Annotated in this window: 22 protein-coding genes; 20 read left to right on the plus strand and 2 right to left on the minus strand. The window is 33.6% G+C overall.

Features of this window, described 5'->3' with window-relative positions; genetic code table 11:
- The first annotated feature begins 77 nt into the window (after positions 1–77).
- The 20 genes from FP435_RS00100 to FP435_RS00195 all read left to right on the plus strand — a co-directional run bounded on the left by FP435_RS00100 (position 78) and on the right by FP435_RS00195 (position 23768).
- Entirely contained in the window at positions 78–2990 is a 2913-nt protein-coding gene (locus FP435_RS00100; RefSeq protein WP_265482816.1) for a VaFE repeat-containing surface-anchored protein, read from the plus strand.
- Between the two features lie 583 nt (positions 2991–3573).
- Positions 3574–4776: a hypothetical protein gene (locus tag FP435_RS00105; RefSeq protein WP_265482817.1), complete on the plus strand. Its 1203-nt coding sequence runs from the start codon at positions 3574–3576 to the stop codon at positions 4774–4776.
- Positions 4777–4793: 17 nt separating this feature from the next.
- Positions 4794–5831, plus strand: a complete 1038-nt coding sequence (locus FP435_RS00110) for a hypothetical protein (RefSeq protein WP_265482818.1) — start codon at positions 4794–4796, stop codon at positions 5829–5831.
- Positions 5797–7116 carry a hypothetical protein gene (locus tag FP435_RS00115; RefSeq protein WP_265482819.1) on the plus strand — a complete coding sequence of 440 codons (1320 nt, stop codon included), beginning with the start codon at positions 5797–5799 and terminating at the stop codon, positions 7114–7116. Before FP435_RS00110 ends, FP435_RS00115 begins: the two co-directional genes overlap by 35 nt.
- Positions 7117–7285: 169 nt before the next feature.
- A complete protein-coding gene (locus tag FP435_RS00120; protein ID WP_265482820.1) occupies positions 7286–7762 on the plus strand; it encodes a hypothetical protein in 477 nt (158 codons plus the stop codon).
- Positions 7763–7901: 139 nt separating this feature from the next.
- Positions 7902–9245 (plus strand): hypothetical protein, encoded by a 1344-nt coding sequence (locus tag FP435_RS00125; protein WP_265482821.1) that lies wholly within the window; start codon positions 7902–7904, stop codon positions 9243–9245.
- Between the two features lie 16 nt (positions 9246–9261).
- Positions 9262–9828 carry a hypothetical protein gene (locus FP435_RS00130; protein ID WP_265482822.1) on the plus strand — a complete coding sequence of 189 codons (567 nt, stop codon included), beginning with the start codon at positions 9262–9264 and terminating at the stop codon, positions 9826–9828.
- Positions 9829–9854: 26 nt separating this feature from the next.
- Positions 9855–9983 carry a hypothetical protein gene (locus FP435_RS00135; RefSeq protein ID WP_265482823.1) on the plus strand — a complete coding sequence of 43 codons (129 nt, stop codon included), beginning with the start codon at positions 9855–9857 and terminating at the stop codon, positions 9981–9983.
- Complete coding sequence (locus FP435_RS00140; protein WP_265482824.1) at positions 9983–10300, plus strand: hypothetical protein; 318 nt, start codon at positions 9983–9985, stop codon at positions 10298–10300. Before FP435_RS00135 ends, FP435_RS00140 begins: the two co-directional genes overlap by 1 nt.
- Before the next feature lie 290 nt (positions 10301–10590).
- Positions 10591–12147, plus strand: a complete 1557-nt coding sequence (locus FP435_RS00145; RefSeq protein ID WP_265482825.1) for a DUF3854 domain-containing protein — start codon at positions 10591–10593, stop codon at positions 12145–12147.
- A gap of 37 nt (positions 12148–12184) precedes the next feature.
- On the plus strand, positions 12185–12742 hold the full coding sequence (locus FP435_RS00150) for a hypothetical protein (protein WP_265482826.1): 558 nt from the start codon (positions 12185–12187) through the stop codon (positions 12740–12742).
- 396 nt (positions 12743–13138) lie between these two features.
- Positions 13139–13441 (plus strand): hypothetical protein, encoded by a 303-nt coding sequence (locus FP435_RS00155; RefSeq protein WP_265482827.1) that lies wholly within the window; start codon positions 13139–13141, stop codon positions 13439–13441.
- 139 nt (positions 13442–13580) lie between these two features.
- Positions 13581–13802: a hypothetical protein gene (locus tag FP435_RS00160; RefSeq protein ID WP_265482828.1), complete on the plus strand. Its 222-nt coding sequence runs from the start codon at positions 13581–13583 to the stop codon at positions 13800–13802.
- Between the two features lie 151 nt (positions 13803–13953).
- Positions 13954–14382 carry a hypothetical protein gene (locus tag FP435_RS00165; RefSeq protein ID WP_265482829.1) on the plus strand — a complete coding sequence of 143 codons (429 nt, stop codon included), beginning with the start codon at positions 13954–13956 and terminating at the stop codon, positions 14380–14382.
- A 2-nt stretch (positions 14383–14384) separates the two neighbouring features.
- The gene (locus FP435_RS00170) at positions 14385–14789 is read left to right on the plus strand and encodes a hypothetical protein (protein ID WP_265482830.1); all 405 of its coding nucleotides are present in this window, start codon (positions 14385–14387) and stop codon (positions 14787–14789) included.
- Positions 14789–15109 (plus strand): hypothetical protein, encoded by a 321-nt coding sequence (locus FP435_RS00175; RefSeq protein WP_265482831.1) that lies wholly within the window; start codon positions 14789–14791, stop codon positions 15107–15109. Before FP435_RS00170 ends, FP435_RS00175 begins: the two co-directional genes overlap by 1 nt.
- Before the next feature lie 64 nt (positions 15110–15173).
- Positions 15174–16229 carry a hypothetical protein gene (locus FP435_RS00180; protein WP_265482832.1) on the plus strand — a complete coding sequence of 352 codons (1056 nt, stop codon included), beginning with the start codon at positions 15174–15176 and terminating at the stop codon, positions 16227–16229.
- Between the two features lie 27 nt (positions 16230–16256).
- Positions 16257–18575, plus strand: a complete 2319-nt coding sequence (locus FP435_RS00185) for a VirB4 family type IV secretion system protein (protein WP_265482833.1) — start codon at positions 16257–16259, stop codon at positions 18573–18575.
- A 13-nt stretch (positions 18576–18588) separates the two neighbouring features.
- Entirely contained in the window at positions 18589–23100 is a 4512-nt protein-coding gene (locus FP435_RS00190) for a hypothetical protein (protein ID WP_265482834.1), read from the plus strand.
- Positions 23101–23219: 119 nt separating this feature from the next.
- A complete protein-coding gene (locus FP435_RS00195) occupies positions 23220–23768 on the plus strand; it encodes a hypothetical protein (RefSeq protein WP_265482835.1) in 549 nt (182 codons plus the stop codon).
- A gap of 48 nt (positions 23769–23816) precedes the next feature.
- On the opposite strand, the gene FP435_RS00200 is transcribed toward FP435_RS00195, so the two are convergent.
- Positions 23817–24269 (minus strand): hypothetical protein, encoded by a 453-nt coding sequence (locus FP435_RS00200; protein WP_265482836.1) that lies wholly within the window; start codon positions 24267–24269, stop codon positions 23817–23819.
- 90 nt (positions 24270–24359) lie between these two features.
- Positions 24360–25436: a tyrosine recombinase XerS gene (gene xerS, locus FP435_RS00205; protein ID WP_265482837.1), complete on the minus strand. Its 1077-nt coding sequence runs from the start codon at positions 25434–25436 to the stop codon at positions 24360–24362.
- Positions 25437–25520: the final 84 nt, after the last annotated feature.

Consider the following 25520-nt stretch of genomic DNA (forward strand, 5'->3'; position numbering starts at 1 on the left):
AGTTAACTTTTAGAATAATAAATAAAAGTTGGATTAACACCCAACTAAATCTAGAATACAGAAAGGAACATTGGTTTATGAAGATAAATAAATCAAGAGGAGATGCAAATTTTAAAGCATCCCCAAAGTACTCAAAGTTAAAGCTTTCAAGTGCGATTGCAATGGTTCTGCCTGCCTTTTTAGGGGCAAGTCAAAAAGCTTTTGCGATTAATAATGTGGATACCATCCCTAAGACAACGACCGCTCAAGGATACGGAAAAATGGAAGCTTGGGCAACAGTAAAAACACCTAGTGGTCAAGAAGCTCTCCATAATGGATGGCACGATCAAAATAATACAAGATACTACTGTTTAGATCCTGTAAAGATGACACCTGGTAAGTACGGTACAAGTTCAAAGGCGCAATATAATGGTCATGAAGGAAAAGGTGCAATTAAAAAAGTCTTGATTACGGGCTATGGCGCCAACTCAGCTGAATGGCTCAATAATAAGTCTGGTCTTAAATTAACAGCTGATCAGTGGGAATACGCCACTCAAGTAGCAGTTTGGGTTGTAGGACAATCTGCAAGTAAAGATGTTGTTTGGCACGATGCCACAGTTAAAAAAGGTTATGACTACATCATGAAGACTTACCCTAGTGCTGATATGCAGGAAGATACTAGCTTGAAGCTTAAGGTAGTGAAAAATGGGAAGACGTCTAAAACTTTACAAGCTGAAACCTTACAAATTGGTAAACACTATGATGAAACGGTTAACGTTAAGGCAACTGGTGTAAAGTTAACTCAAGATGGTAAAGCGGTAACTAATAAATTAAAATCAAACACTGATTTTACTGCCACCTTAACTGATCCTAACTCTGGTAAAGGTACAATTACTGTTAGTGCTAACAAGTACACCTTGGACTTCCCAATCTATGATCCAGTTTCAAGCAATGCTCAACGTGGGATTGCGGTTATTGGGGTTAAAAAAGGTACAATGACTGATACGTATAATTGGGGTGTAACTCCTCCAGATACGCCACCAAAGACTCCACCTGTAAAAAAAGTGGAAGGTAAAGCTCAATTTGATTTGATTAAAAAAGATGATGATGGTAAGTCAGTAGCAGAAGTTAAGTTTGATGTTTATGACGAAACTAATGGACATAAGTTCATTGGAACTATTACTACTGATAAGACAGGGATTGCTAAATCTGCCGAATTACCATTTGGTAAGTACCAAGCAATTGAAAAAGCAACTTCTAAGAACTTGCAAGTTGATAAGACGCCAGTAAATATTGATTTAACCGAAGATAACTTGAAACAAAATGCAAAGGTAACTAAGGAAAAGGGCGCAGATAGTAAAGAATATGACTTGTATCACTTAACAGTTGACGGCCCAATTAACAAACCTTATAACCCAGAGTTGACCTCTATTGCTACTAACTTAGAAGATAATAGTAAGTACCTCCAACCAATTAAAGGCCCACAAGTAATAAACGAACACCTACACTTGAGTCGTTTAACTGGAACTAAGCAATATAATATTAAGTCTTGGCTTGTTGATAAAGCTACTGGTCAACCAGTAACTATTGATGGTAAGCAAATTACTGCCGAAAAGACCATGGGCAGTAAAGAAGAAGACAATGATAATGGTGTAGAAGGTAATATTGACTTACAACTTAAGATTCCAAACGCTTCTAGTTTAGCAGGTAAAGACATCGTGGTTTACTCATCTATTGCTAGAGCTGATAAGGGACAATATCAAGCAATTCACCAAGATATTAATGATAAAGCTGAAACTGTTCACTTCTCTAAACCTTCAATTCATACAAATGCTGTGAACCAAGAAACTAAGAGCAACTCTCTTCAACCAACTGATAAAGAAACCGTGGTTGATACTGTTACTTACAACGAATTGATTCCAGGTAAAAACTACACTATCAAGGGAATCTTGATGGATAAACAATCTGGTAAAGCTGTTATGAACAATGGGAAGAACGTTGAATTTAGTAAGACCTTTACACCAAATTCAGCAAACGGTAAAGTTGACGTGCCTGTAACTTTTGATGCACACCACTACTATGGTCATGATTTAGTTGCGTACGAAACTCTTTACTACACTGATTACTGGTTAGCAGAACACCGTGATATTAACGATAAGAGCCAAACTGTTCATGTAAGACACCCTCAACTTCATACAACTTTGAGCTACAATACTCAAAAACTAGTATATGCTAAGGAAAACAATGTAGCAGAAGATGTGGTACGTTATACCGACTTGATTCCTGGTGTTCAATATACTGTTCGAGGAAAACTTATGGATCAGGTAACTGGCTTACCTGTTGTTAAAGACGGTGTTCCAATCGTAGCCACTGCACGCTTTACCCCAAATACTCAAAATGGTACTGTATCTGTAACTTTTAAATTTAATGGTAAACAATATACTGGTCATACTTTAGTAGCTTTTGAAACACTCTATGACAATGGTCGCAAGGTAGTAGAACACGCAGATTTAAATGATGCGTCACAATCCATTGTGATGGATCATTACAAGAAGACTTGCCCACCATTGAAGCCATTTAAGTGCAATAATTGCAAGCCTTCAAGTAATGTAACTATTGTTAACAACAATAATAACAACTTAGTAAACAACAATTCTTCTAAGAATTGTCCTCCAACTAAAGAAAAGGTAAGTCAAAGTCCACAAGCTCCAAAGCAAGAAACTAAGACTACCCCTCAAGTTACTAACCAAACTCCAGCTCCACAACAACCTAAGGAAGCAGCTAGAGCAGTTCAAGCTATTGAAAAAGCTCCGGTTAAACCTGCATCACCTAAGCAAACTGCTATTCAAATGAGTAACAATCCAGAAACTACTGAATCTAATGAAACTCTTCCACAAACTGGTAATAAAGATTCTTCTTGGAATGTAATCATCGGTTTAGGGTTAATTTCTATCCCAGCTTTAGCAGGTGTAGAATACGTTCGTAGTAAACAAAATGCAGGGGTTAAATAGTAAATATTATGACCGTGGTAAATAACTAAGTTTTGTGAGTTAGGTGTAAGTATTTAACTTTGTAATATCCTAAACACTATTTAGTGTTCCCAGAAACTCAGGATTTTAATCCTGGTATAGTTCAGAGGTCAAAAAATATCAATTTTTACCAAATATTGGTAATTAATTCTAAAGAACCTAGATAATAGCTGGGTTCTTTTTTTATTAAAAATAGCCAGAGAATAAGCTTTTAACTATACAAATTATATAATATTGAAATAAAAACGATTGTAAAGAAAAAAATAAAATAGATTTCTATTGGAAATTAGGGGGTTAAAATCTTTATTTATAAATGTTTAACATAGTAGATGTAGTTTTCAGAATCTGAAAAAGTCAAAAAATATTTAATTACTATATGATTAAGTTGTTGCTTTATAGCTTGCTTTATCGCATCCCTTTTTTAGGACATACATATATTAAATTTTTAAAATTTCATTATCCTAAGTACTAAAATTGCTGTATTTTTTACAATTCACCTACGTTTTGTTCTTTTTTCATAGAATAAACTTTGAAAAAGCTTAAAACAGAAAGGACGGCAGTAAAAATGTCAGAAGAAAATTTAACAAGATTGCAAAATATTGCAGCAAGTAAGCAAAAAGGGCAAGAAGATAGTCAGTTGCCAGCACCAAAGGTAGCTGTTGAAGAAACTAACGTTGCAAGTGCACAACATGAAGAGATGCAAGAGGGCCAAGATAAAGTCCAAGTTTCTTCTTCTGCGATTAGACCAAGACGAGAAGGTCAGGAAAGACACTACCCTGTTTTTGAAGAAATGGCTGAGACAGTTGCTCAAGAATTTGTAGATCAAGTATCTGATTTAAAGAGAGATAGTAGAAATGAAAATGCACTTTTTTGGGCAAAGGGAGTAGAAATTGCTGAGTATGTAAGAAAAGGCAAAGTAGTTAGAGTGCTGAAAATGGAACTAGAAGAAGAGGGAGTTTATGGTGTTCCGATTTACGTTTTTCAAAATGAAGCTGGAAGTAGCTATAGAAGACTAGAGAATTTGATTGGTAACCAGCTTAAAGTAGGAATTAACACCTTAGAGGTAGTTGAAGATGATCCTGACAATCCTAAATATGTGGCTATAGGAAGTATCAATCAAGCAGAATTTCAATTGGGAAACAGACTTTTTGAAGAATTTGAGCAAGACAAAGAAAAAGCAGAAAAGGAAGTTCGAGTAGGAACAGTTACACAAATTATTGAAGTAGGTAACTTTAGCCTTATTTCTTTTAACTATGAAGGTTTAGAACTTGGAATGTTAGGAAGAAATTGGGCATATCGAAGAGTAGGTGAACGACTAACTAGTGTAGCAAGGGTTGGTCAAAGTTTTAAGTTTAATATTACTAGCATTAGAAAAGCAGATTATGATGATATAGAAAAGCAAGATCAAGATAATCCTAATAGACCCAAAGGAATCTACTTTGAAGTTGAAACAACACGATTACCGTTCTTACCTTCTCCTGATAAAAAGGTAAAAGATCTTTATGAAAGAAATGCTCAATTTGAAGCAAGAATTGTAAGATACCATCCAGTAAAAGGAATCTTAGTAGAAATTGCACCTAACTGGTGGATTAAGGGAATTTTAAGTAATAACTCCCCATATCATCCAAGCAAAAGAGATGAAGTAGAACATACTCCTGTAGTTGTTCAAATCGAAAGTTTAAACACAGACAGACGTAATGGACGAGCAAGAATCTTACGTTTTCCAAAGGGTGTAGCTCGTACACTTAGTAACATTTTGCATCCCTAAAGGGGAGTGGTTAGCTTATGGAAAACAATTTAGAACTTGAAAAAAATCAAGCTAAAGAAGCAAAAAAAGAAAACCTAGATAATATCCACTTCATTGATAGTAATTCAGGGACAGTTGTATTACCGTCTTTAGTAATACCTCAAGAGGAAAATGATTTAGATTTAAAGCCTGACTTTTACGTTAATGGTTATGAGACTTTAAGAGATGCAGTGCGACATATCAAACATTATGAAATTGCAGATGACTATAACGAAGTATTGCAAGATTTAGACTATCAGAGTGAATTTTGGCTTAAGTTTATTGCTAAGTTCAAGAGTGTTCACTGGATTCACTTGTTAAGACAAGTGCAAATTTTCCCCGAATATTTAAGTAGCGATGACTTAAAAAAGAGCATTAAAAAATTATTGATAAACGGTTTAATTCAACGATGGAGCTATAATCCTAAAACCTATGAAAAGAGAGTGTATGTTTACACCTTAACTGGACACGGCTTTAGATTTTTAAAGAGGTTTTATCCTGATTACTATTTTGATCCGCAGAATTTTCTAAATCTTACTACTAGTTTTCATATTCGTTTTTGGGAAACTGTTGATGTTTTTCAGTCTCTTTTAAGCTTACCAGCTTACAATGACAGCACGACATTATTTCACGGTGATCGTCTACTTGTACCATCCCCGTTACAAGTAAATATTGATTTATCTAAAAATAAGCCTAAAAATTTAGTAATTTATCCTACTTTGCAAGAAGATGGAGAAAACTATTATAAAAAAATTGTTACTAAATGGAGCCAATTTATTGAACAAGAGGGTAATCATCCCTCAATCAATAGTTTATCTAGTGGAGTAGTTATCTTAACTTTTTATACGCCTACTATCAAAAGAGCACTGGAGCTAAATGAAAAATTACAGCTCACTAAGTTTTCTTTTGCATCAGTCTTTATTGTAGGAGAGATGATGGTTAAGGAAGGTATCAGTAGGTCATTTTATTTACCTGATCGAAAAGAGGGAGGATTACGACACTATGAATTTAAAAACATTATGCAAGAAAATGACTAAGCGTCTTAAGGTAATAGCTGGCTTAGTAGGAATTAGTGTAGTGTTGACAGCATGTGGCAATTCTAATAAACCAATGGTGGCTAGTTCAAATCAAGATAATTCTACACAGCAAAGTAAAAATGTAGATCTAGCTTTAGTGGCAGGTAAACCAGTTGAAAGTATGAATAGTTTATCTGTACCTGTAGTACTTAAAAACTTAGGTAAAAACGGGACAGTAATTAATACTGATAAGTTTTACTTAAAGATTGATGGTGAAAAGATACAACCTTTAGATGTAGCTAAAGAGCCAAGTAATTATCATGAAGATTTCATGAGTAATGAGTTATGGAGTGGCACATTGACTTTTTATTTAGGGACAGCCCTCACTACTAAGCAGCTTAAAAGTTTAGAAATTTACTATGAACAAGAAAATGGTCAAGTTATTAAAGGTAAGTTTTTAAATTCTAACTTTAGTCATGCAAGTATTAGCAACACTAAAGCTGAAAAAGAACAACAATTAGGAGACTACTACTCAAATATCACTGACTATATTTCTCAAGCTAGACATTCTTTAGAAGATAGAGGAATACCTACTAGCTTAAAAGAGCGTTTTAGTGATTCAAACTATGACCAAGTCCATGCTTGGATTATTATTTCTTCTAAGAATCCTGATACAGCAATTTTAAAAGTCGTTAACCACTCCAATACACCTTTAGCACTTAGCTATGATGATCTTGAGGTGGTAGATAAAAATAGTAATGAAATCCGTATTGATCCTTATTATCGTAGCTTCTATATCGAAATTCTGCCTAATAAGGTATCAACTACTGTCTTAAAACTAGATAGTTCAACTGTAAAGACGGCTAACTATGTGGCTAAAGTGCGAGGAACTACTAATAATCGCACTTACCAATCTACTGATAGAGCATTTCATCCAATAGAAGTTCTTCAAAGTGACCAAAGTGATCTTTCTAAGGCTTATACCTTAGAACCAGATCAGTATCCAAGTTCTCACATTAAGTACAAAGATCCTAATTTGGATTTAAAGCACAATATCTTTACTTTTAAAGTGGCTATTAATGACTACTTTTCTTTAGCATTAAATAAAAATAAAATTTCGATTGTTGGTGTTAATAAAGACGGGTCAAGTGATGATAAAGAAACCCCTTATAAAATAACACCAAAAAATATTTCATCAACTAATCCTACAAAAATAGAATTAATCTTCGATGATTTAAGCGTGCTAAAGGCTTACCCTCACTTGGAATTAAGATATGATAACAAAAAATTAATGAGAATTAAATAACTAATATTGGCTATTGCAAATATGACTATTTCATATAAAATAAGATAGCGATATTAAAAGTTTGTTAAATAATATACAAAATTATTTAGCATAGTAGAAATAATTATTTTCATTACAATGATAATTAGATTTAGAGAGATAAATTGCTAATAATAAGGGAGATGTAATTTTGGGCTTGGAAGAACATGAAAATAACTATTTGGAAAACTTAAATCATACTCCAGTAGGTTGGGGAGAAAATTACAAGCAGCACAAACTTGATTGTGAATTTGGTTGTGTATTTTGTGCACCTTTACGTCGTAAAGAACAAAAAATCAAAGAAATGAAGGATGAAGAAATTGCTGGTGTGTCAGGTGATCGCATCGTTGCTTTAAGACAAAAGTATCAACAACAAGCTACAATTCGGTCATTTTTCCCTGATAAGACTGTGATCCGTACAGAAAATGGTTCAATTAATCCAGATGTATATTTAGTACTTCAACTAGAAGATTTTTCTGATGATGAAATTAGACGTTACTTCAATATTAGCCATGCGCAGTGGGTTAGTTTTAAAAGACGTCAATTTCCAAATTGGAAAGATGATAAAGATGAGATTCTTAATACTAGAGCGCTAGAAGCAATGATGAAATACCGTAATGCAAATTAAAAAAGACATCCCTAAAAGAAGGTAGAACTTAGACTGCTTTTCAAGTAAGGGATGTCTTTTTTTGTTTAGTTTTGACAATTGCACCATAATTTTCCCTAATCCCTTAAACTTAAGAAAATTAGGAAAGGGATTTGAACTGATGAACGAATTTGTTAATAGACTTAATAAAGTTAAAACACAATTAGCTAAATTAGATGAATACAGAATAAAGACTCATCGCCGCTTAACACACTTTCAATTAAGATTTGACGCTCATACTAACGACTGCCACATCTTGGCCAACTACAGCAATCGTATTAAAGAAACTGACTTGAATTCTTCGATTATTTCTTCTTTAGAATATATGAGTATGAATTTACTTGCGACTTACTTGCAGATGTATGTCTTTTCTGGAATAACTAGCATTATTATTGAATGTGATATTGATGAAATTGGAGTGATAATCGAAAGTCTTCAAGTTAGGTGTAAGTTTAAAAGAACTAATTGGGGCGAAGATAGCAGTATAAATACTCTTAGTAAAATCTTGCAAGCAACTGTTGAAGCAGAAGTAAATGACATCCCTGAAAAAAGTGCAACTTGTTTGTCTTTTAGATTACTCAGAGGTCGTCTTAGAAGTATTAGCCTTATTACCGATTTCAAGGAGGTAAATGCTGCTTTTGACCAAGATAAACTTCAATTTAGTCCTTTAGTAATGAAGTACTGGCAAGAACTTTTAGAACTTTATGAATCTAGAGAAAATGCTAGAATCTTTAATAAAATTAGCGGTAAGCTTAACTTTGATTTATCAGATCGTCAAAGAGTGGTACTTGCACAAAGTTTACTTTATCCTGATAAAAAAGTAGATATTTTGACGAACATAGATGGTGAAGAAGGATTAGAAAGTACTAGTTTAAACAAAGCAATTAGTCAGTTTAAGGAATTAGCTGATCGACTACCTAATCCAGCTCTGACCACCTTAGATTTAGCGAGAAGTGCAGATAAGTTAAGCCTAGCTATAGGCATCAGTAATCAAGAAGATTCTAGTGCAATCGAAGCCTCTTGGGATCATTATAATTGGGAACAGCTCATTATTAATTTACTAGCACTTTATACGATTAGAAATCTATCAAGTAATTGGGTTCAAAAATCAAGTGTAACTATCAAAATGGTAGAAAATTTTGAGTATTTAAGAACGGACTTAAAAGAATCTTATGTCCAATATATTGGTCCAAAGCAAGACTTTAATGATTATCCTTACTTAATTAAAAATATTAATAAAAAGTTCGAAAACGAAAATGCTAAGATTTGGAAAATCGTAGTAAGTAAAGACTTTAACGATTTATTGGATATTTTAAAAATCTACTTTACGGCTAAACAAGTGCCACCAACGTCAAGTGATTTTGCAATGGATGTTAAGCAGAGTTTTGATGATTCAGTAGTAAGAACCTTTGAACTTAGTGAGCGAGGATTTATGTTAGCTCAGGAAGATTTTTTAGCTGACTAGAGAAGGTAGGCTAAAGATGTTTGATTTGAAAACTTTGATGGTCATTTTAACAAGTGTTGAATCTTATTTGAAAGATAATCCAAATAATACGAAAAGTATGAATAAATATCTTTCGAGTGGGCCGTCTTTTAAACTGAATTTTGGTAATAATTTAGGCTTAGCTAAACTGTTAGGAAATCTTATCCACTGGTTTGACTTAGCATGTGTAGCGGGGCTATTTTTAGCCCTAATTTGGATGATTCGTAGTACCTTAGGCAATAATGGGGAAAGTAGAGCAAAAGGTGTAAGAACACCAGTGTGGATTTATCTAAGTTTTTTGCTAGTTCATCTGATACTCTTAGCTTTATTTTCTTACACTCCTTTATCAGGCACGCAAATTATCAACCTTGTTGTTTTTATAGTTAGTGAAGGAATTTTAATGTTTGGTTCTGTCCTTTTGTTTAGTTTAGGGACGTTTTATTCTGAACTTTACATTATGACTAAACAACCTCAAGCCCAAAGAAACGCTCAGGCTAATTATCGCTTTATGATAATTAGTTTGGGGGCTGTGGGAGCTTTATCAATTCTAGTTTTAATCATTTAGATCATTTAGTAAGGTAGGATTAAAAATTGAAAAAGCATCTAAAAGTATTTAAAGAGATTTTAACTCAAGGCATCATTTTATTAAGTTTAGGAACAATAGTGGGATTAGTAATTACTTTGATTTTCACAATTGAGTGGTGGAAAGTAGGCCAGTAATGGATGATGAAAAAGAAAAAAGTATTCAAGAAAAAGTAGATAAAATAAGTACAATACAGCGAGTATTTTTAGCTGTATTATTAATTACAATGGTGTTTTATCCAATTACTTCCTGGATATTTAACTATAAAGCTCCTAGTGTGTATTTAACCTTACTCTTTATTGAAGGAATATCGTTATTAATACTTGCAGCTATTAAAGTAAAAATTCAAGTATCAAATTTTGCTAAGTATTATAAAAAGATTTATCTTTCCCAACATCCTGATAGAAGTCAAGGTTTAGAAGAAACCGAGGACAAAAAGAGTACGAAAAAATAGTTTTGAAAAAGTGTTGAACGTGCTACACTTGAATTGATTAACATTTTATTTTAATTTTCAACTTAATTTATTTATTTTAATAGATCCAAGGTAGGATTAGCACGTAAAAGATAAGCTTAAAGTTTAGCTTACGTATTTTGAAAAACTATTAATTTTAAACGAAAAATATAAGGACACAAGAAAATTCTGATTTTGTAATTGGGAGTTTTTGTGTCCTTTTACTTTGCTTATTTTAGCAAGTGTTAAAGACAGCAAATAGCAGGATGATTAAAAAGAGAGGACGATTTATTATGACTTTAGAAACAATTATGAGTAAATTTGGTGGCGATTTTAGAGTAACCAGTATGAGAGATAATGATTATGATGACAATGGTGTATTTTGGTTAGAATTTCAAGGTGCAACTTGTCCAATCTGTGGTCACCAAAATTGGTGTGTAACAAATGTTACGGGAACAAAAGTAATTTGTATGCGTGAATCTGGAAATACTAAGTATAAAAGTAAAAAATTAAGAAATGGAACTTTATACTTTTTAGGAAATGATAAAAGTATAAAAATAGATTTATCCAAAATTAGTAAGGTAAAAACCTTAAAGAAGGCTCACAGTAATATTTTGGATTTAATGTACAGAGGAGTATTAAGTAATTATTCATTGACCCATAAGCATTTGGAAGATTTGCATAGACGTGGATTAACTAATGAGATGATTAAACTACATGGAGATAGAGGATTTGGAAGTTACTATGAAAGAGATCCTAAAAATAGACTTACTATTCCACAAGTTTTTATCAGAAGATTAGAAGATGGATTAATTGGTAAAAAAAGTATTTGGGAACAATTTTTAAAGGATACAAAAGACAAAACTCATAATGCAGTAATTAATACCGACTTATGGAAAGGTGTTCCAGGATTTTATCAATCAGTTCTTGATCCAAAAAAAGAAGGATTAACTTCTAATCCAGAACAATCAAAATTATCTTATCCAATTTTTGAAGCTACCGAAGGATTATTAGTTCCTTACTATGATGAATTAAATAGACTAATTGGCTTTCAAAGTCGAGTTGATAATGTTAAGAAGAAATTAGTTATTGTTTCTACCTATAGTGTTGATTACAATGGTAACGTTACTGATTATGGTAATACTCAAAACAAACAGTACTATGTCGACTTTAACTCGAAAAACGGTAATTATTCTATTTATTTTAATGCTAAGGGATGTAATGAAAACAATTTTGAAAAAGCATCAAAAATGTTTTCTGGAAATGCTTTTGAAGAAAAAAGTAAGGAATTTACAATTGAAGATAAGCCCTTTGGATATAAGTTGAAGCTTGAAGAGGGTGGAAAGTATTTTTGGGTATCTAGTGGGAATAAGAACTATGGTACTCATTCGGGTTCGCCAGTTCAAGTTGCTTATAATCCCAAGATTGCACGTTTGAATCCAAGTAATAAAGCAGATTTTATTAAAATCAAAAAATATACAACTAAGAAAAAATCTATCTGGCTTACAGAAGGTGGTTTAAAGGCAATTGTAGCTGCAAACTATCTTCCAGCTATTTTTTCTAATGACGAACTAGAAAAGTATGGTAGAGATGTTTTAGGAGTAGCAGGAGTCAATTCATATGCTAAGTTTATTCCAATGCTCAAAAAATTAAACGTGCGTACTGTAACTACAGCGTATGATATGGATTTTATTGAAAATAAACAAGTTATGGAAAACTATCGAAAAATGTTAATTGAACTTAAGAAAAACGGTATCCAAGTGCGCATTGCTCACTGGGATGGTAGTAAAGCAAAAGGTATTGATGATGCTTTAGTAAAAGGATTGGACATTTCTTTCCGTACACTTTAGTATTAATCAAGAAAAAGAAAAAAGTAAGGAATGAAAAATGTTAAGAAGTATTGTAGGATTAATTATTGGAATAGTTATTTTTATGAAGATCTTGGATTTTCGTAATAAGGCGTTTAAAAGAAAAGTAGTGAGGATTTATTATCGAGATCAAAATAGACGCAAAGCCTTAGAGCAACATTTAACCTCTAAGCAATATATTGCGCCTATCGAAGTACCACCGATGAAAACTAATACTTTTGGAAGCGATAATACTCACAAACAGGATATTAAAAAAGTCACTAAGACAGTGCAAAGAAATTACACGCAAAGTAAAAAGGAAAGTCAAAATGTTGAAGAAACAGCTTTAGAAGTTGATTCAACGTGGAATGAAAATGACATTCCTCCTGAAAAAGAGGCTTTTACACAGTCTGATTGGGATAATAACCTGATTCCACCTGAGAAGGAAGACGATGCTGATCTGTCGCAAGAATTAAATCTTCTTGATAAAGAAATCAAAGAAGATTTTTCAGAAGTTAAGGCGGAAAATGTATCTGAGTCCAAAGAAGATTGGAAAAAGAAAAATGAAGAAGCAATTGATAAGATGCTTAATTTTTAAGGCAATTCGCAAGGATTGCTTTTTTATTTAGAAAAATAATACTAAATATACTTTTGTAAAATAGTAAAGCAACCTAGAATTTCCTAGGTTGTTTTACTATTTTGAGAAAAATCTTTTAATTTACTTTTTTATAATTAAATAATATAATGTACAATATATTATATTATTTAATGTATTGGATATTATATAAGATTAACAATAATATAATTTTTAAATATGAAGTAGTGGTATTTTCTGTTTTTCATAGTTATTAGTGCCCTGAACAGTGAAATTAACAAAATAGTCGAAAGGTGTTATTGAGAGAACCTCTTTGTATGTAGGAATCCCTGTACTGTCTGATTGCGCACAATAATAAAGAAGATTATAATTTAGATAAAAAGTAAGGATGGAAGTAAAATGTATCCACAATTTGAAAAATGGACTCTTAAAAAGAGATTGAAGTATACTCCTAAGATAACTAATGAGGATGTTGAAAAGCTTTCAGATGCTGAATGGGAAAAGATGTTGGATTATTATAATCGTTTCCACAAAAAACGTACACCACTATCATGGAAGGCCTTTTCTAGTGATGAAGGATTGGGGACCAGAATGTTTTGGATTCCTAAAGACTTCTGGGGAATGGTGGAATTTTTTGAATTGGCTGGAATCACTATAGGTTCTATGGCAATAGGTAATATGATTGCGGGAATCTTTTTTTAATTTTGATAGTATTGTATATTACACAGTATGCACAAAGTGTTAAACTGTGTATTTTTTTGTAGATTTTTGCAGTTTAACATGTCTTAAAAATAAACTAGTAAACTTGAATCAGATCAATAAAGAAAGGATGGTCTCCAAAATGCGATTAAAAAGAGCAGAAAAGGTAGTTGAAGATAAAATCTTGAAGAGATCAGCTGAATTATTGCCTAATATTTCTGACTTTAAGGTTTACTTTCAAGTACATAACGATGGTAGTTACTACTTAAACAGTAATGGACAAATTGCATTACAGATTTTAACGGACGAAGATATTTTATCTAAAGTTAACTCAGGACAAATGTTTGAAATACCAAATTATTAGTTGCTTCATTTTTTGCAACATCCCCATCACTAAAAAGGTTAGGGTATTATAAAAAAGAAATCAAAACAAAACTGCTTATAAGGAGCCAACAGGTCTATTTCATGTCGGCTCTTTTTTGTTTGATTATCTATTTTTAGAAAGGAAAGAAATTATGAAAAAATTTCTTTTAAGTAAATACAACCAAGCAAGATTTGGTTTGAGTGTATTAGGTGCATTTTATGGTGCACAAGTATTATCCGTGGGAAACAATGTAGCTTTTGCTCAAGAAGCAGATAGCACAGATGCGTTTTCAACTCACGTTGATACTAGTGGTGGTGCTAATGGTAACTTCTTAGCAAATGTCTTTAACAGTTTTGTCCCAATTGTACAAAATGTAGGTGCAGTTTTACTGGTACTCGCTACTATTATTTTAGGCATCAAGATTGGGGTATCTGGTGCAGTAGGAGATGCTAGAGGAAGAATGAGTTCCATCCAAGGTATCTTTTATGTTTTAGTAGGTGCAGCTTTTATTATCAATGCTAGAGGTATTGTTGGTTTAGTAGTATCAGCAGTTAAAGGTAGCGGAGCCGCAGGGCAATAAGAATGGATAATGGACGACAGAAAGTCATAGTCGACTTATCGGGAGAACAAAAAGAAGTTTTAGGATTTGCGACATGGACACAAGTTGCTATTTCAGGAACGGGCCTAATTTTAGGCGTAATTGTCTTTCAACTAGTTAGATGGTTCTTGAAAGTGGTGGGAGCAGGAGTAGTGGCTTCAGTAACTACTGGTGCAATCTTTTTTGTGATTGTTCTTACTCCGTTCATTATTTTGGCATTTATCCCTGTAAAAGATAAAAATGGAAATGTTTTGTATTACAAAATAAAACAAATCCAGATTAATAGAAATTTTTTAAAAGATGAAGTTGGAACTTACATTAATATCCAACCAAGATATGATGTAAGGTCAGATATTTCATATTGGACTAGAAGAAGGAGGGAAGAGTGATGGCTAAAAATAAATACCATAAGGTAAATACCCAAACAAGAAAATTTCTTAGTTCACGCAATATTTTAATTGGAACAATTGTGATGGTTGTGATTCTTTTCATAAATTCACTAATTATGCATAATTCATGGTTTATTACCATCCTAGTTCCAGCAGCAATTGGCTTATTTGGATTTTTAATTTACCGCAATGCAACCAATCCTGGTGAATTTAGTAAAAAAGTAAATCAAGTCGGTTTCTTTAAAGCTGTTATTGCAACTATCAAGGGTAATCCCGTTGGTAGAAGAGATAGGGACATTAGAAATAGACGCAGACGTTAATCGTTAAACTAACAGCCAGCTGCTTGTAAATGAGTAGTTGGCTGTTATGCTAATAACAGAAAGTGTGAGTAAAATTAATATCATTTTCATACTACTGGGGCTTGGTGCCTTAGGAGTAGTTGGCTTAATTGCTTATCGACACCATCAGAAGAAAAATTTTGATTTAACTCCTAGAGACCGTAGTGGAAACCAGTTAGAAACAGACGAAGACATTCAAAATGATCCCTCTCAAGCAGAGGTATATGAGGGAGATTTTGGCTTTACTGAGTGGGAAGATTCTTTTGAAAGTTTATTTCAGGAATATGGCTTAGTTGATATTCGTAACGGGATGCTTGAATTTGAAACAGGAGAAAACTCTAGATTATTTGTGATGCTTGCGGAAATGAAACAAGCTAATCCTTACTTAAAGACTCATAGCGAACTCAACCAGGCAAGCATATTTATGGAAGTTTTTCTTAATATGCTGAAATCTCCCTTAAAGATGACTGCTCAAAATCAAAAAGTAGAATTAACAGATTTTTTGAATGAACTCCAAGAACAGTCCCAATATATGAAAGGGTCAAATGATGCCATGAAAGAATATGCCAGAAATGTTCTAGATAATACTAAGGATTATCAAAAAGAAGCTGATCGTTTCGAAAATAGAGTTTATGCTCAATTCATGGCAATCGTGGAACCTGATGAAGTTTACGGTGATACTACCGAAATCTTAGAACAACGTATTCAAGAAAAAGCGCTAGATAAGTTATTACGACAAATTGTACGTGCTAATGACGTTTTAATGCGAGCAGATCATGGCTTGGTCGCTTTAGATCAGTATGGTTTAGTCGAAGTTCTTCATAATACTTTCCATCGTGAATCATCAATTAAAGTCCGTTTTGAAGATATTATTAAAAGGCAACGAGTTGGACTTTTTACTACTGCTAAACAGCCTGACAAACTCTTTAAAGAAGTCAAAGAGCGTATTGAAATTGAAAATAAATTATTAGCTCATGCTCGAGATGCCATGTGGCTCCAAAAACAAATTGATTTAGCAGATAAACTGGTTCAAAACCAAGAAATTTCAAAGACTACTCAAAATTCAGAGGATACTCTTAGTGAGTTGGCCAACTTGGATTAATAAAAAAATAGAAGGGAAGTAAATATAGTGGGAATTTTTAAGAAATACTTTAACAATCAAGATTCATCCCCAAATGATGAAGAGCAGCAAGAAAATCAATACACAGAAGATAGTGAGTATGTAGATGAAGAAGATTATTTACAAGAGGATAATGAATCTACCTTAGAAGATTCCGTAGAAATTGATGACTACTTAGAAGAAGACCAAAGTTTAGAATATGATGAAGATGGAGAAAGCAAGGCCGAGGAAGATGAATATTATAAAAAAAGGCTATCCCCAAGTACTGAAATTGGTCAACCTAGCTTAGTAAATATTATAGGTAATAGTTACTGGGCTACTGATGATGTGATGCAAGAATACTTTATTATGAGAGAAACCATGCGTCACAGAACCTATGGGATGCCAATGTATGTTCCGCCTTCTGCTTACCCACGCCAAGTGGATAGCGATATTTTTCAAGGAATTTTAGCTCAAGGTAATGTTGATCTAACAATGGACATAATCCCAAATTCTAGAGCCCATAGTATCAAGAAACTATCTAACACTTTAAATATTATTGAAGCTAACGCTGAATATCAAAGTAAAAAAGGACAAAAATTTCAACAAAGAGAAAATGTTACTAAGTACAATGATATTGATAACTTGTTAAATGAAATTCAGTTCGATGATGATCGAATGTTTGATGTAAACACCAGTATTATTGTTTATGGAGATTCAGAAAGAGATATGAATCAAAATGCTAATACCGTAGAAGACTTATTAGCCGAAAATGGAATGTCTCTTACCCCGTATGTAAGACGTGTTAAAAGTGGGTTTGTTGAAAACTTGCCAATGGGGGTTAGAATGCCAAATTTAGATGATACGTTTCGTCCAGTTAACAGAAAAGCTCTTTCCGTGATGGATATGGCACTTAATGCTGCTGGTCGTTTTAATGGGGGCATCCCTTTTGGCTATAATAAGGCTACTCCTTCTCAAAATACCGAGTTTTTAAATATCTTTGGTACGGAAGCACACCGCCCAAACTCATATAATATGGGCATTGTTGGGGAAACTGGTGCTGGTAAGTCTACTACGAATAAAGTAAAAATTGGACGAGAAACAGCTATCTTGGGGTATGAACACCGCTGCATTGATCCAGATGGAGAATACATCTTACTTGCTAAGAAGTTGAGACAACTTAATTTAAACATCACTTCTGATGCAAAGTTCGTTATTAACCCTTGCGCTGTTGCTTTAACTGAAACACCCCTTGAGGAAGAATATAACGATGAAGAGGAAGCAGATCATAACTTAACTAGTGAAGAACTAGAAGAATTAATTATTAATGCTAACGATGGGCGCCAAGTAGTTACTCACGAAGACGGAACTAAATATGTTCAAAAAGTAAATATCAATCAAATGATTTCTAACGTAGAAGGATTTGTTAATGAAATTTTACTTACTAGCGGTGCTAATAGTGCAATGAATCCAACAGAAGCTGCAAGACTCGATGAAGCAATTATGGATGTCATTAATAAGTTGGGTATTACTAGAGATCCGAGTTCACTCTATCAGGAAGAGGGTGGAGAAGTTGACAATCAATATTATGCACACTTACCAAAGCCAGAACCTACTTTAAGTGATATTTATCAGCAATTGGAAAAAAATAATCAAACTTCTCAAGGAATGCTTGATCCAAAACTCTCACGTTTAGTGGATGCATTAAAGCCCTATTTGAGAGGAGGAAGTAAGCCAATTTTTGATGGCCAAACTTATTTTGGTAAAGGTCGTTCAAGAACTCTTAATGACTATAAATTTGTCAATTTTAATATCTCAGAATTAGATGGTTCTTTAAAAAGAGTTGCTTACTATGTAATTACTCAATACTTGTGGGAAAGATGGATGAAGAACCCTGATAAAAGTACTGTTAAAAAGGTTTTAGATGCTGATGAAATCTTACAATTTATTGATGATAAGACAATGTTTGAGTTCTTTGAAAGAATTGTAAGACGTTGTCGGAAACGAAATGGTTCTTTATGCTGGCTTACTCAAGATATTGAAAGATTCCAAGGTAATCCTCAAGCTAAGGCATTAGTAACTAACTCCGAGTTTATGTATATTCTTCAAACTAACCCAGAACACCGAGAATTAATGAAACATGCAATTGATCTTACAGATGGAGCACTAGATATACTTACAGGTCACCCTAAACCTGGAGAAGGAATTTTACGTGCAGAAGGTGAAAGTATCTGGATTCAGGTAAATCCTACTAAGGAAGAATTAGACTTTGCCGAGTCAAACCGTGCAATTCGTTTAGAACGTGAGGGCAGTAACTTTATAGATTTGGTTAATAAAAAATTAGAGTAGAAAGGTTAATCATATGAAAAATGCAAAAAAGAACTCCAAGCATAGATTAGGTAAATTACAGCTGAGTCTCTTAATTATTGTTGGAGTTTTCTTTGTTGGTGGATTTCTTACGTTTGCCAGTACAGCACCAAAGTATGCTACTCAGCAAAGATCTCTTTTAACCACTCTAAATAATGGATTTAATAATGGAAAATCTCTTCTCAGTGCCCCCGTTAGAGGGTTTAGTGCTGCCGTTGGGGATGCTGTTAAAGGAAAGGGATTTCACCCAATTAAGGAAACTAAGCAAATATATCATAATGATAGAACCCACGATTTTTTGGGACGACAAGATGAAGAGATGCTAAAGTACCAGCATGAATTTAAGCAATTTAATAAGAATTTTAAACCTATTAGCTTAGATACTGGAATGTATAATGGTAAAAGTGATGGAATAGTTTCTTTAGGAAACGATTCAAAATTGACGAAGGCGCAGAATCAAAAAATAGATAAAGAGTTTACTTCTTCATATAATAAATGGTTAAAGAGTCAAAAAAGTACTCCTACATCAACTGTTGCGAAAGCAAAAGCGATGGAATTAATGAAAAATGCATATACTAAAGTACTGGGATCAAAAAATAAGCGTGTTCAAGAACTAACTAAAGCAGATGCGAAAAGTGATAAAGAATTAAAAAAGACTCAGAAAGATTTAGATAAAGGAAAAAAAGATAGTGAAGATGGTGAGCCAAGCTCGTTTAGTGGAAAAATTGCTCATGCTCTCTTATATCTGTTTTACTCTTCTGGTATTGGATCTTGGCTATCTAAAAGTGGGCCAGGGTCAGTAGTATTTGGTATCTCCTATAAATCAGGGATGTCGGGAGCAGAAATGTACTCGCAAATTGCTACTAATATGAATGCGACGCCTTTTTCTTCTGTTTACCCTCCAAATGCTTATACGGCAAGTATCTCAACGGTAGCTCAAAAAATTGGCCCAATTTTTTTAGGACTAGCTGCAGTTTTAATTGTAATCTTCTTTATTGTACTGAATACTAGACTGGGAGTAGGACAAGTATTTAATCCTGTGCGTGCTAGAGAAGATTGGTATAGAGGATTATGGGATACTGTTTTAGCTGTTATGGGTTGCTTATGTTATGGCTATTTTATTAGCATGATTTTGTATATTAATGATGCTTTTGTAGTAGGGCTTGCCAATTTTATGGCAGCTAATACTACTGGCTCAAAGGGTTATTCTATTCTTTCAGAAGCTGTCACTTTAGGTTTTAGTCAAGATACTGTTAACATGCTTACTTCGGGAACATTTTTGGGGAGTGAATTTGTTGGTATTGTCTTCTCTATCATTTATTTAATTACTTATATTGGATTAGCTGTTTATATCAAGTATTACTATTTAATGCGTGAAATTGCGTTTACAATTTTGTGGGCACTTGGGCCCTTATTTATTGCCTTCTGGCCAACGAATTGGGGTAAAAATAGAACAATCAGTTGGTTTAGAGAAATTGTAGGAACAGTTTTTATTCAAAGTATTCATGCATTAACATTGACCTTTATGGCCTTTTTAATGGCTTGGAATAATAGAAATTGGGCAAATGCAAAAAGTGATATAACTACATCCAGTAACTTTGATTCAGCTGCCCAAACTTGGAGCTCGATGTGGGGAAACTTTACTCATTTCAATATTCTTGGTGGTGCTGGAAATCTTATTAAAGGTGCTGGTCAAGCTGCAGGCATAGTAGGAGGAAATACACATGTAAGTGGCGTAGCAGGACACTTTGAAACGATGGTTATTGGGTGGATAATTATGTTACTATTCCAACCAGTTTCAAAATCTCTTGCAGATTTATTTGGTATTCGAGCTAATATGCTAGAAAACGTCCATCAAAGTACTTCTCAAACTTTAAAATCAGCTGCAGTACTTACTGGTGGTGCAATTGCTGGAGCAACAGCTTTAGGAATAGGAGCTCATGTTGCTGGTGGTGCAGGGCTAGCTTCTGGCGTTAAGTCTTTAAGCAAAGGAGCACAAGCTTTTAAAGCAGCTGAAAATGGTAAGAAAGGTGCAGCTTTTAGAAATGCTTTTAAAAACCAATGGAATAATGAAAATGATCCTCTTAATAAAGTAAGGGCAAAAGTTGCTAAAAAAACAGCACAAATTAGCGGTTTTGCTGGTAGAACTGTGGGGCAGATGGCAGGCCAACGCTTAGGAAATACTTTAGGCGTAGATGGTTTATCAACAATGGCTGCTACTGTAGCAGGTGGTGAAATTGGAACAAGAGCGTCTAATTTAGTAGCTGGTAAACTCTCTGGTTTAGGACTTAAAAAAGCAGACCCTAACCGAAAGAAAAAAGAAAACTTAAAAAATAATCTTAATAAGGCTACTCAAAAAGCTACAACGCAAGGTATTAAAAAGGGAGTGGATAAGTCAGCTGGATTAGCAGAGCAACTTAAAAAAGCAACACAAAATCCTAACTTATCTAAGGATGAACAGCTTCAACAAGTTATTGCACAAGCTCAAAAGAATTCGTCTTATGCGGCAGGCGAAGGAGCTGATCTAGATGAAAATGAAGCATTTGAAGCACGAGCAAGTCGTTTAACCGAGGGAGCAAATAACTATAAAGATGCAAATAAAGTTTTTAATGCTTATAAAGAAAGAGTAAATAAGTCTAACTTATCTCCTAAGCAAAAGCAAGCTGCTATTCAAGCAGGAGCAAAAGCTATGATTCAAGCAGGAGCACCAGCTTATGATCCAAAGGTATTTTTTGATCGGAAAGGTTTCGCAGATGCTCAAAGTGCTAGTGAGAATGCTAAGAAAACTTATCTTTCTAACTTAGAAAATCTTTATAATAACGGTTCTCTTCCTAATACTCCAAGTGTTAGTGAGGTTCCATTTAGTGATTGGAGGAAATCTACTCAGTTTAAACAAGATTATGAGCCACAACTAAAACAAAAGACGTTAGAAGTTGCTCAAAATGCCTTAAATAACTCTAATGGGCATATTTATGGCAATGTAGATACGGATAAATTTGCTAATGGTCTAGCTAACTCAACTGGCGTTATGATTAACTCAGATATTTTTAGTCAAGAAGCTGCAAAGCACCTTCAAGAAAATGGATTAAGTGATGCTCAAGCTGCTTCTATTGCCAATGTAGGTTCTAGTATCCCTGGGCAATCATTGACTGAAAAAGTTGATATTCCAGGAACAAGTGGTGGACAAGCACAAATTTTAAATGCAGAACTTTGGAAAGATTTAAATAACCAAAGTGCTCAAACTGCTAATGCAACTTGGGGAGGACTTCCGAAAGTTAAAGGCTCAGATTTAGACACTTTGACTACCTTAGGAGGAGATAACGTTTATGGGGGATTAGTCAACCGTAATGATGTCAGCCCAAGTGTAGAGGGAATTGAAGCGGAGATTGCTCAAAGAGATGCAGCAGCATATACGGCTGAAGGACGGAAAAATTGGGCAGATTTCAAAAACGCTAGCGATCAAGGAGCAAGTTTTAATATACTTAATCCTAGAAATTACTTTACTCCTCAAGGTAGTACACAGCCGACTAAGTGGGATTTAGAAGCTCAAGAAAGAATTAGCAATAACCCTGATCTTAAACCTTTTGTAAGAGGAATGGATTTAGAAGGTGCCTACAAAATTCTACCTAAAGTAATTGATCCCCAAGGTAATAGTGGAATAGCAATTAAGCCAGGCAGTTTTAGAATGGCTATCGAAAATACCCACTCACTTTTACAAGCACAAGATGAAGATGGAAACTGGTTTGCAGTAGGAAATGTTGGTAGTGGTGATGGAACTCTAGGAGCTGGTAAGGTAGTTTACCAGGACTTAGATTTAACTCCTGATGGAATGCCAAGTATTCACTATGATACAGATGCACATAGAATCTCTAGTCCTTATACTTTAGATAGTGAGGGAGAAAAGATTCCAACCACTTTAGTTAATGGTACTCCAAGTTTAGGAGATTTCTTCCCTAACTCTGCTATTTTAAATAGTATGAAAGTTACGCCAGGAGATTTTTATCACTTACCGGAATCTCCAATTTTGAAAAAAGAGCTTGATTATGGCTCATATCCAACGGTTGAAGATTACAGCAAATACAGCGACTTTAGATTGCAAGGTAATAATAATAATGCAGTGATTACAGCAATGAATCCTGCTAATGGTGCAAGGGAAATTATTAGTCCTTTTGCACATAATAACAATGAATTTAAATCACTACCTAGCGATGTAAATTACTCTATCCCATTGGTGAATAACGGAGAAACAGGTTTGGATATAAATGCTGCCGCAATTCCTGAGCTCTTTTACAATGGTAATATTTCTCAAAATCAAAGAAATCTTTCTAAGGAAGTTATGGATGACTTTATGAGTAATAATCGTCGTATCAATAGCTTAAATAATTACTTGCACGATACTCTTTTACCTTACACAACTCCTGATATTAGGAACTTTATTTCTAACCATCCAGGAATGTTGTCGGCAACTAACTTAGATACCTTCTATAAAGGGCTTTATGAAGCATGATGAAACAAGGTAAGAAAAAAAGGGTAAACGTAGAAAATAAGGGAACATTTTCAAAGCTCTATAATTTCATAGCGTTTATTCTCTGCTGGTGTAGTGTAGGATTTGGATTTGTAATATTTATGACTACGGCTTCTTTTAGAGATTTACTGATTATTTGGTCAGTTACTCCAATTAGATACTTTTTATTTGATTTGTTTCCCGATAGGAAAAGACCGCTTCAATTTGATAAAGCTATCCCTTTAACTATTGTTATGCACTACTGGATTTTAGTTTATCCAATTCCTGGTGGAAAGGTCTTAGCTCGAGTTATTGGAGTGACACTTGCAGGAGGAAGAATCATCTATAATGGTTATGGATTGCTGTTATATGATACTTACCATCTCTTTATCAAGAATAAGATGATACATTCAAAAACTACTTCGTCAGATAAAAGTATAGAAGAGAGAAAAAGTGTTGTTAATGATGTAAGTAACAGTAATTTGGTTAATCAAAGAAAAAATGAAATTCTGCAAGCAGAAAAAAATTGGGAAGAAACTTATGATAAAACTGTTATTGATGACTGGAACTTTCCTGTCAGAAGATATTTGTACACTAATGACCAATACTTTAAGATTCAAGAAGTGGGTGCTAAGTTAATAGATAAGCCCGTGTATAAAAATAATAAATAGAAAAAGCTTCTTTAGCATTTTCTATCCCGTCAGCAGGGATGGTTAATACTAGAGAAGCTTTCTTTGTTTTTCTAATTCTAATAAGTCTAATTTTATATCACTAGATTGGCGATATTTATTTTCTGTAATGACTAGAAACTTAAATCCACAGTTGATTAAGGTTGAAACTAAGTTTAAAATAAATTGATTTTTAGGATCACAGTATTTTTTGTAAGTCTTCCATACTTGAAAGTCAATATCATTATCATACCTTTCACCACAGAAAAAAAGAACCTTGTAACTCATTATTTGATTAATTTGGAGATTCATTACATTTAGTGAAATGTACCCTTTGTATTTATAAACATCTTCACCTTCATTTTCTTTAATAAGAAAGCGTAAGGTAGGTGCTACCTCTGTGTTTATTGCCCCAATTTTTGACATTATAGAAATCTTAGTTAAAAAGGTACTTTCCATATCTTTAATTGGATCAACAAAAATTTTCTCAATCTTGCTTTTCATGTAATTTCAAATTTCTTTTAATTTTCGATTCTTAAACTGTTAAGTAGTTTACCATTAATTCTAATTAATCTAAAGTCTTAAGTTTAAAATTTAAGATGTACGATTGAGTTTTTCTTTTTGATTATCACTATTAATTTCTTGGATATATTGGTCAGTTGCACTAATTCCAGTATGACCTAGCTGAGTAGCAACTACCATAACATCTTTTGTCTTTTCGTATAATTCAGTGCCTAATGAGTGACGTAATTTGTGTGGGGTAGTACGACTTCCAAAGGCGGTTGAGTAACGATTTACTAGAGCTTCTACAGTGTTAGTCGCAATTCTTTTGGCTGGTTGGTGTCCTCTTTTAGCTAAAAAGAGAGCGGATTCATATTTATCTACTCCATAGTGTTCTTGTCTAATATCAAGATAATCTTTTAGATATGGGATTGCCCATCTTGCAACAAGTGGAGCATCCCTCCGACCACCTTTTCTAGTGACATAGATCCTTTCTTGGGCTAAATCAAGGTCCTTAACGTTAAGTCGAGTCAGTTCAGATATTCTAATTCCAGATCCTAAAAGAAGTGAGACAATGGCTAAATCACGTTTTTTGTTGAATAGAAATAAAGTATGTGCCTGGGTACTAATATTCACTTCGTAGTCATGTTCTATGAAGTTAATCCACTTGTGCTTTTTCTCGCCAGTGTATAAGAGAGGAGAGAATTTAGCATTACGATAGGCGAGCGTATCCTTGGTTCCTTTTTCTAATGGAATTTTTAGCATAACGTTTCTGTAAAAGTAAGGTTCACCATTATTAAAATCCGATGTTACTGTTAGGAAATGATATAAAGACCGAAGGGCTTTTATAGTGCGATTTAAAGTAACCTTTTTACTAGTAGTATGCTGTTTATTGATTTGAGTACGTAAGTAGGTAAGGTATTGATTAATATCTGTTGTACGTAAGTTTTCTAAGATTTCTAAATTAATATCTTTATTACTATCTATTTTTTCTAGTGATACCGTAAGATTATGAGCCTGTCTTAACCAGGTGAAAAATCGTCTAAACTCAGTTAAGTATTGATAAACGGTAGTAGTAGCTAGATTGGGCTGATTTGCATATAGTGTAATATATTTTGGTAATTTTTTTAACTCTTTAGTGATTAAGCTTTGATACCCTTGCTGATCCATAGTTATAATTAATCTCCTTTATAAATAATTAAGATTAATTATACCACTATTGATTAAAACATTAAGAGAATAAAAGTAAATCTA

It is taken from the genome of Lactobacillus sp. PV037 (assembly GCF_014522345.1).
In the GTDB taxonomy this organism is placed as follows: domain Bacteria; phylum Bacillota; class Bacilli; order Lactobacillales; family Lactobacillaceae; genus Lactobacillus.

What these genes read in the sequence shown, in the direction of transcription:
- FP435_RS00110 (WP_265482818.1), top strand. Translation starts at nt 4,794, where the DNA reads ATGGAAAACAATTTAGAACTTGAAAAAAATCAAGCTAAAGAAGCAAAA.
- FP435_RS00125 (WP_265482821.1), top strand. Translation starts at nt 7,902, where the DNA reads ATGAACGAATTTGTTAATAGACTTAATAAAGTTAAAACACAATTAGCT.
- FP435_RS00105 (WP_265482817.1), top strand. Translation starts at nt 3,574, where the DNA reads ATGTCAGAAGAAAATTTAACAAGATTGCAAAATATTGCAGCAAGTAAG.
- FP435_RS00155 (WP_265482827.1), top strand. Translation starts at nt 13,139, where the DNA reads ATGTATCCACAATTTGAAAAATGGACTCTTAAAAAGAGATTGAAGTAT.
- FP435_RS00130 (WP_265482822.1), top strand. Translation starts at nt 9,262, where the DNA reads ATGTTTGATTTGAAAACTTTGATGGTCATTTTAACAAGTGTTGAATCT.
- FP435_RS00190 (WP_265482834.1), top strand. Translation starts at nt 18,589, where the DNA reads ATGAAAAATGCAAAAAAGAACTCCAAGCATAGATTAGGTAAATTACAG.
- FP435_RS00160 (WP_265482828.1), top strand. Translation starts at nt 13,581, where the DNA reads ATGCGATTAAAAAGAGCAGAAAAGGTAGTTGAAGATAAAATCTTGAAG.
- FP435_RS00150 (WP_265482826.1), top strand. Translation starts at nt 12,185, where the DNA reads ATGTTAAGAAGTATTGTAGGATTAATTATTGGAATAGTTATTTTTATG.
- FP435_RS00170 (WP_265482830.1), top strand. Translation starts at nt 14,385, where the DNA reads ATGGATAATGGACGACAGAAAGTCATAGTCGACTTATCGGGAGAACAA.
- FP435_RS00115 (WP_265482819.1), top strand. Translation starts at nt 5,797, where the DNA reads ATGAATTTAAAAACATTATGCAAGAAAATGACTAAGCGTCTTAAGGTA.
- FP435_RS00175 (WP_265482831.1), top strand. Translation starts at nt 14,789, where the DNA reads ATGGCTAAAAATAAATACCATAAGGTAAATACCCAAACAAGAAAATTT.
- FP435_RS00100 (WP_265482816.1), top strand. Translation starts at nt 78, where the DNA reads ATGAAGATAAATAAATCAAGAGGAGATGCAAATTTTAAAGCATCCCCA.
- FP435_RS00145 (WP_265482825.1), top strand. Translation starts at nt 10,591, where the DNA reads ATGACTTTAGAAACAATTATGAGTAAATTTGGTGGCGATTTTAGAGTA.
- FP435_RS00165 (WP_265482829.1), top strand. Translation starts at nt 13,954, where the DNA reads ATGAAAAAATTTCTTTTAAGTAAATACAACCAAGCAAGATTTGGTTTG.
- FP435_RS00195 (WP_265482835.1), top strand. Translation starts at nt 23,220, where the DNA reads ATGACTACGGCTTCTTTTAGAGATTTACTGATTATTTGGTCAGTTACT.
- FP435_RS00200 (WP_265482836.1), bottom strand. Translation starts at nt 24,269, where the DNA reads ATGAAAAGCAAGATTGAGAAAATTTTTGTTGATCCAATTAAAGATATG.
- xerS (WP_265482837.1), bottom strand. Translation starts at nt 25,436, where the DNA reads ATGGATCAGCAAGGGTATCAAAGCTTAATCACTAAAGAGTTAAAAAAA.
- FP435_RS00140 (WP_265482824.1), top strand. Translation starts at nt 9,983, where the DNA reads ATGGATGATGAAAAAGAAAAAAGTATTCAAGAAAAAGTAGATAAAATA.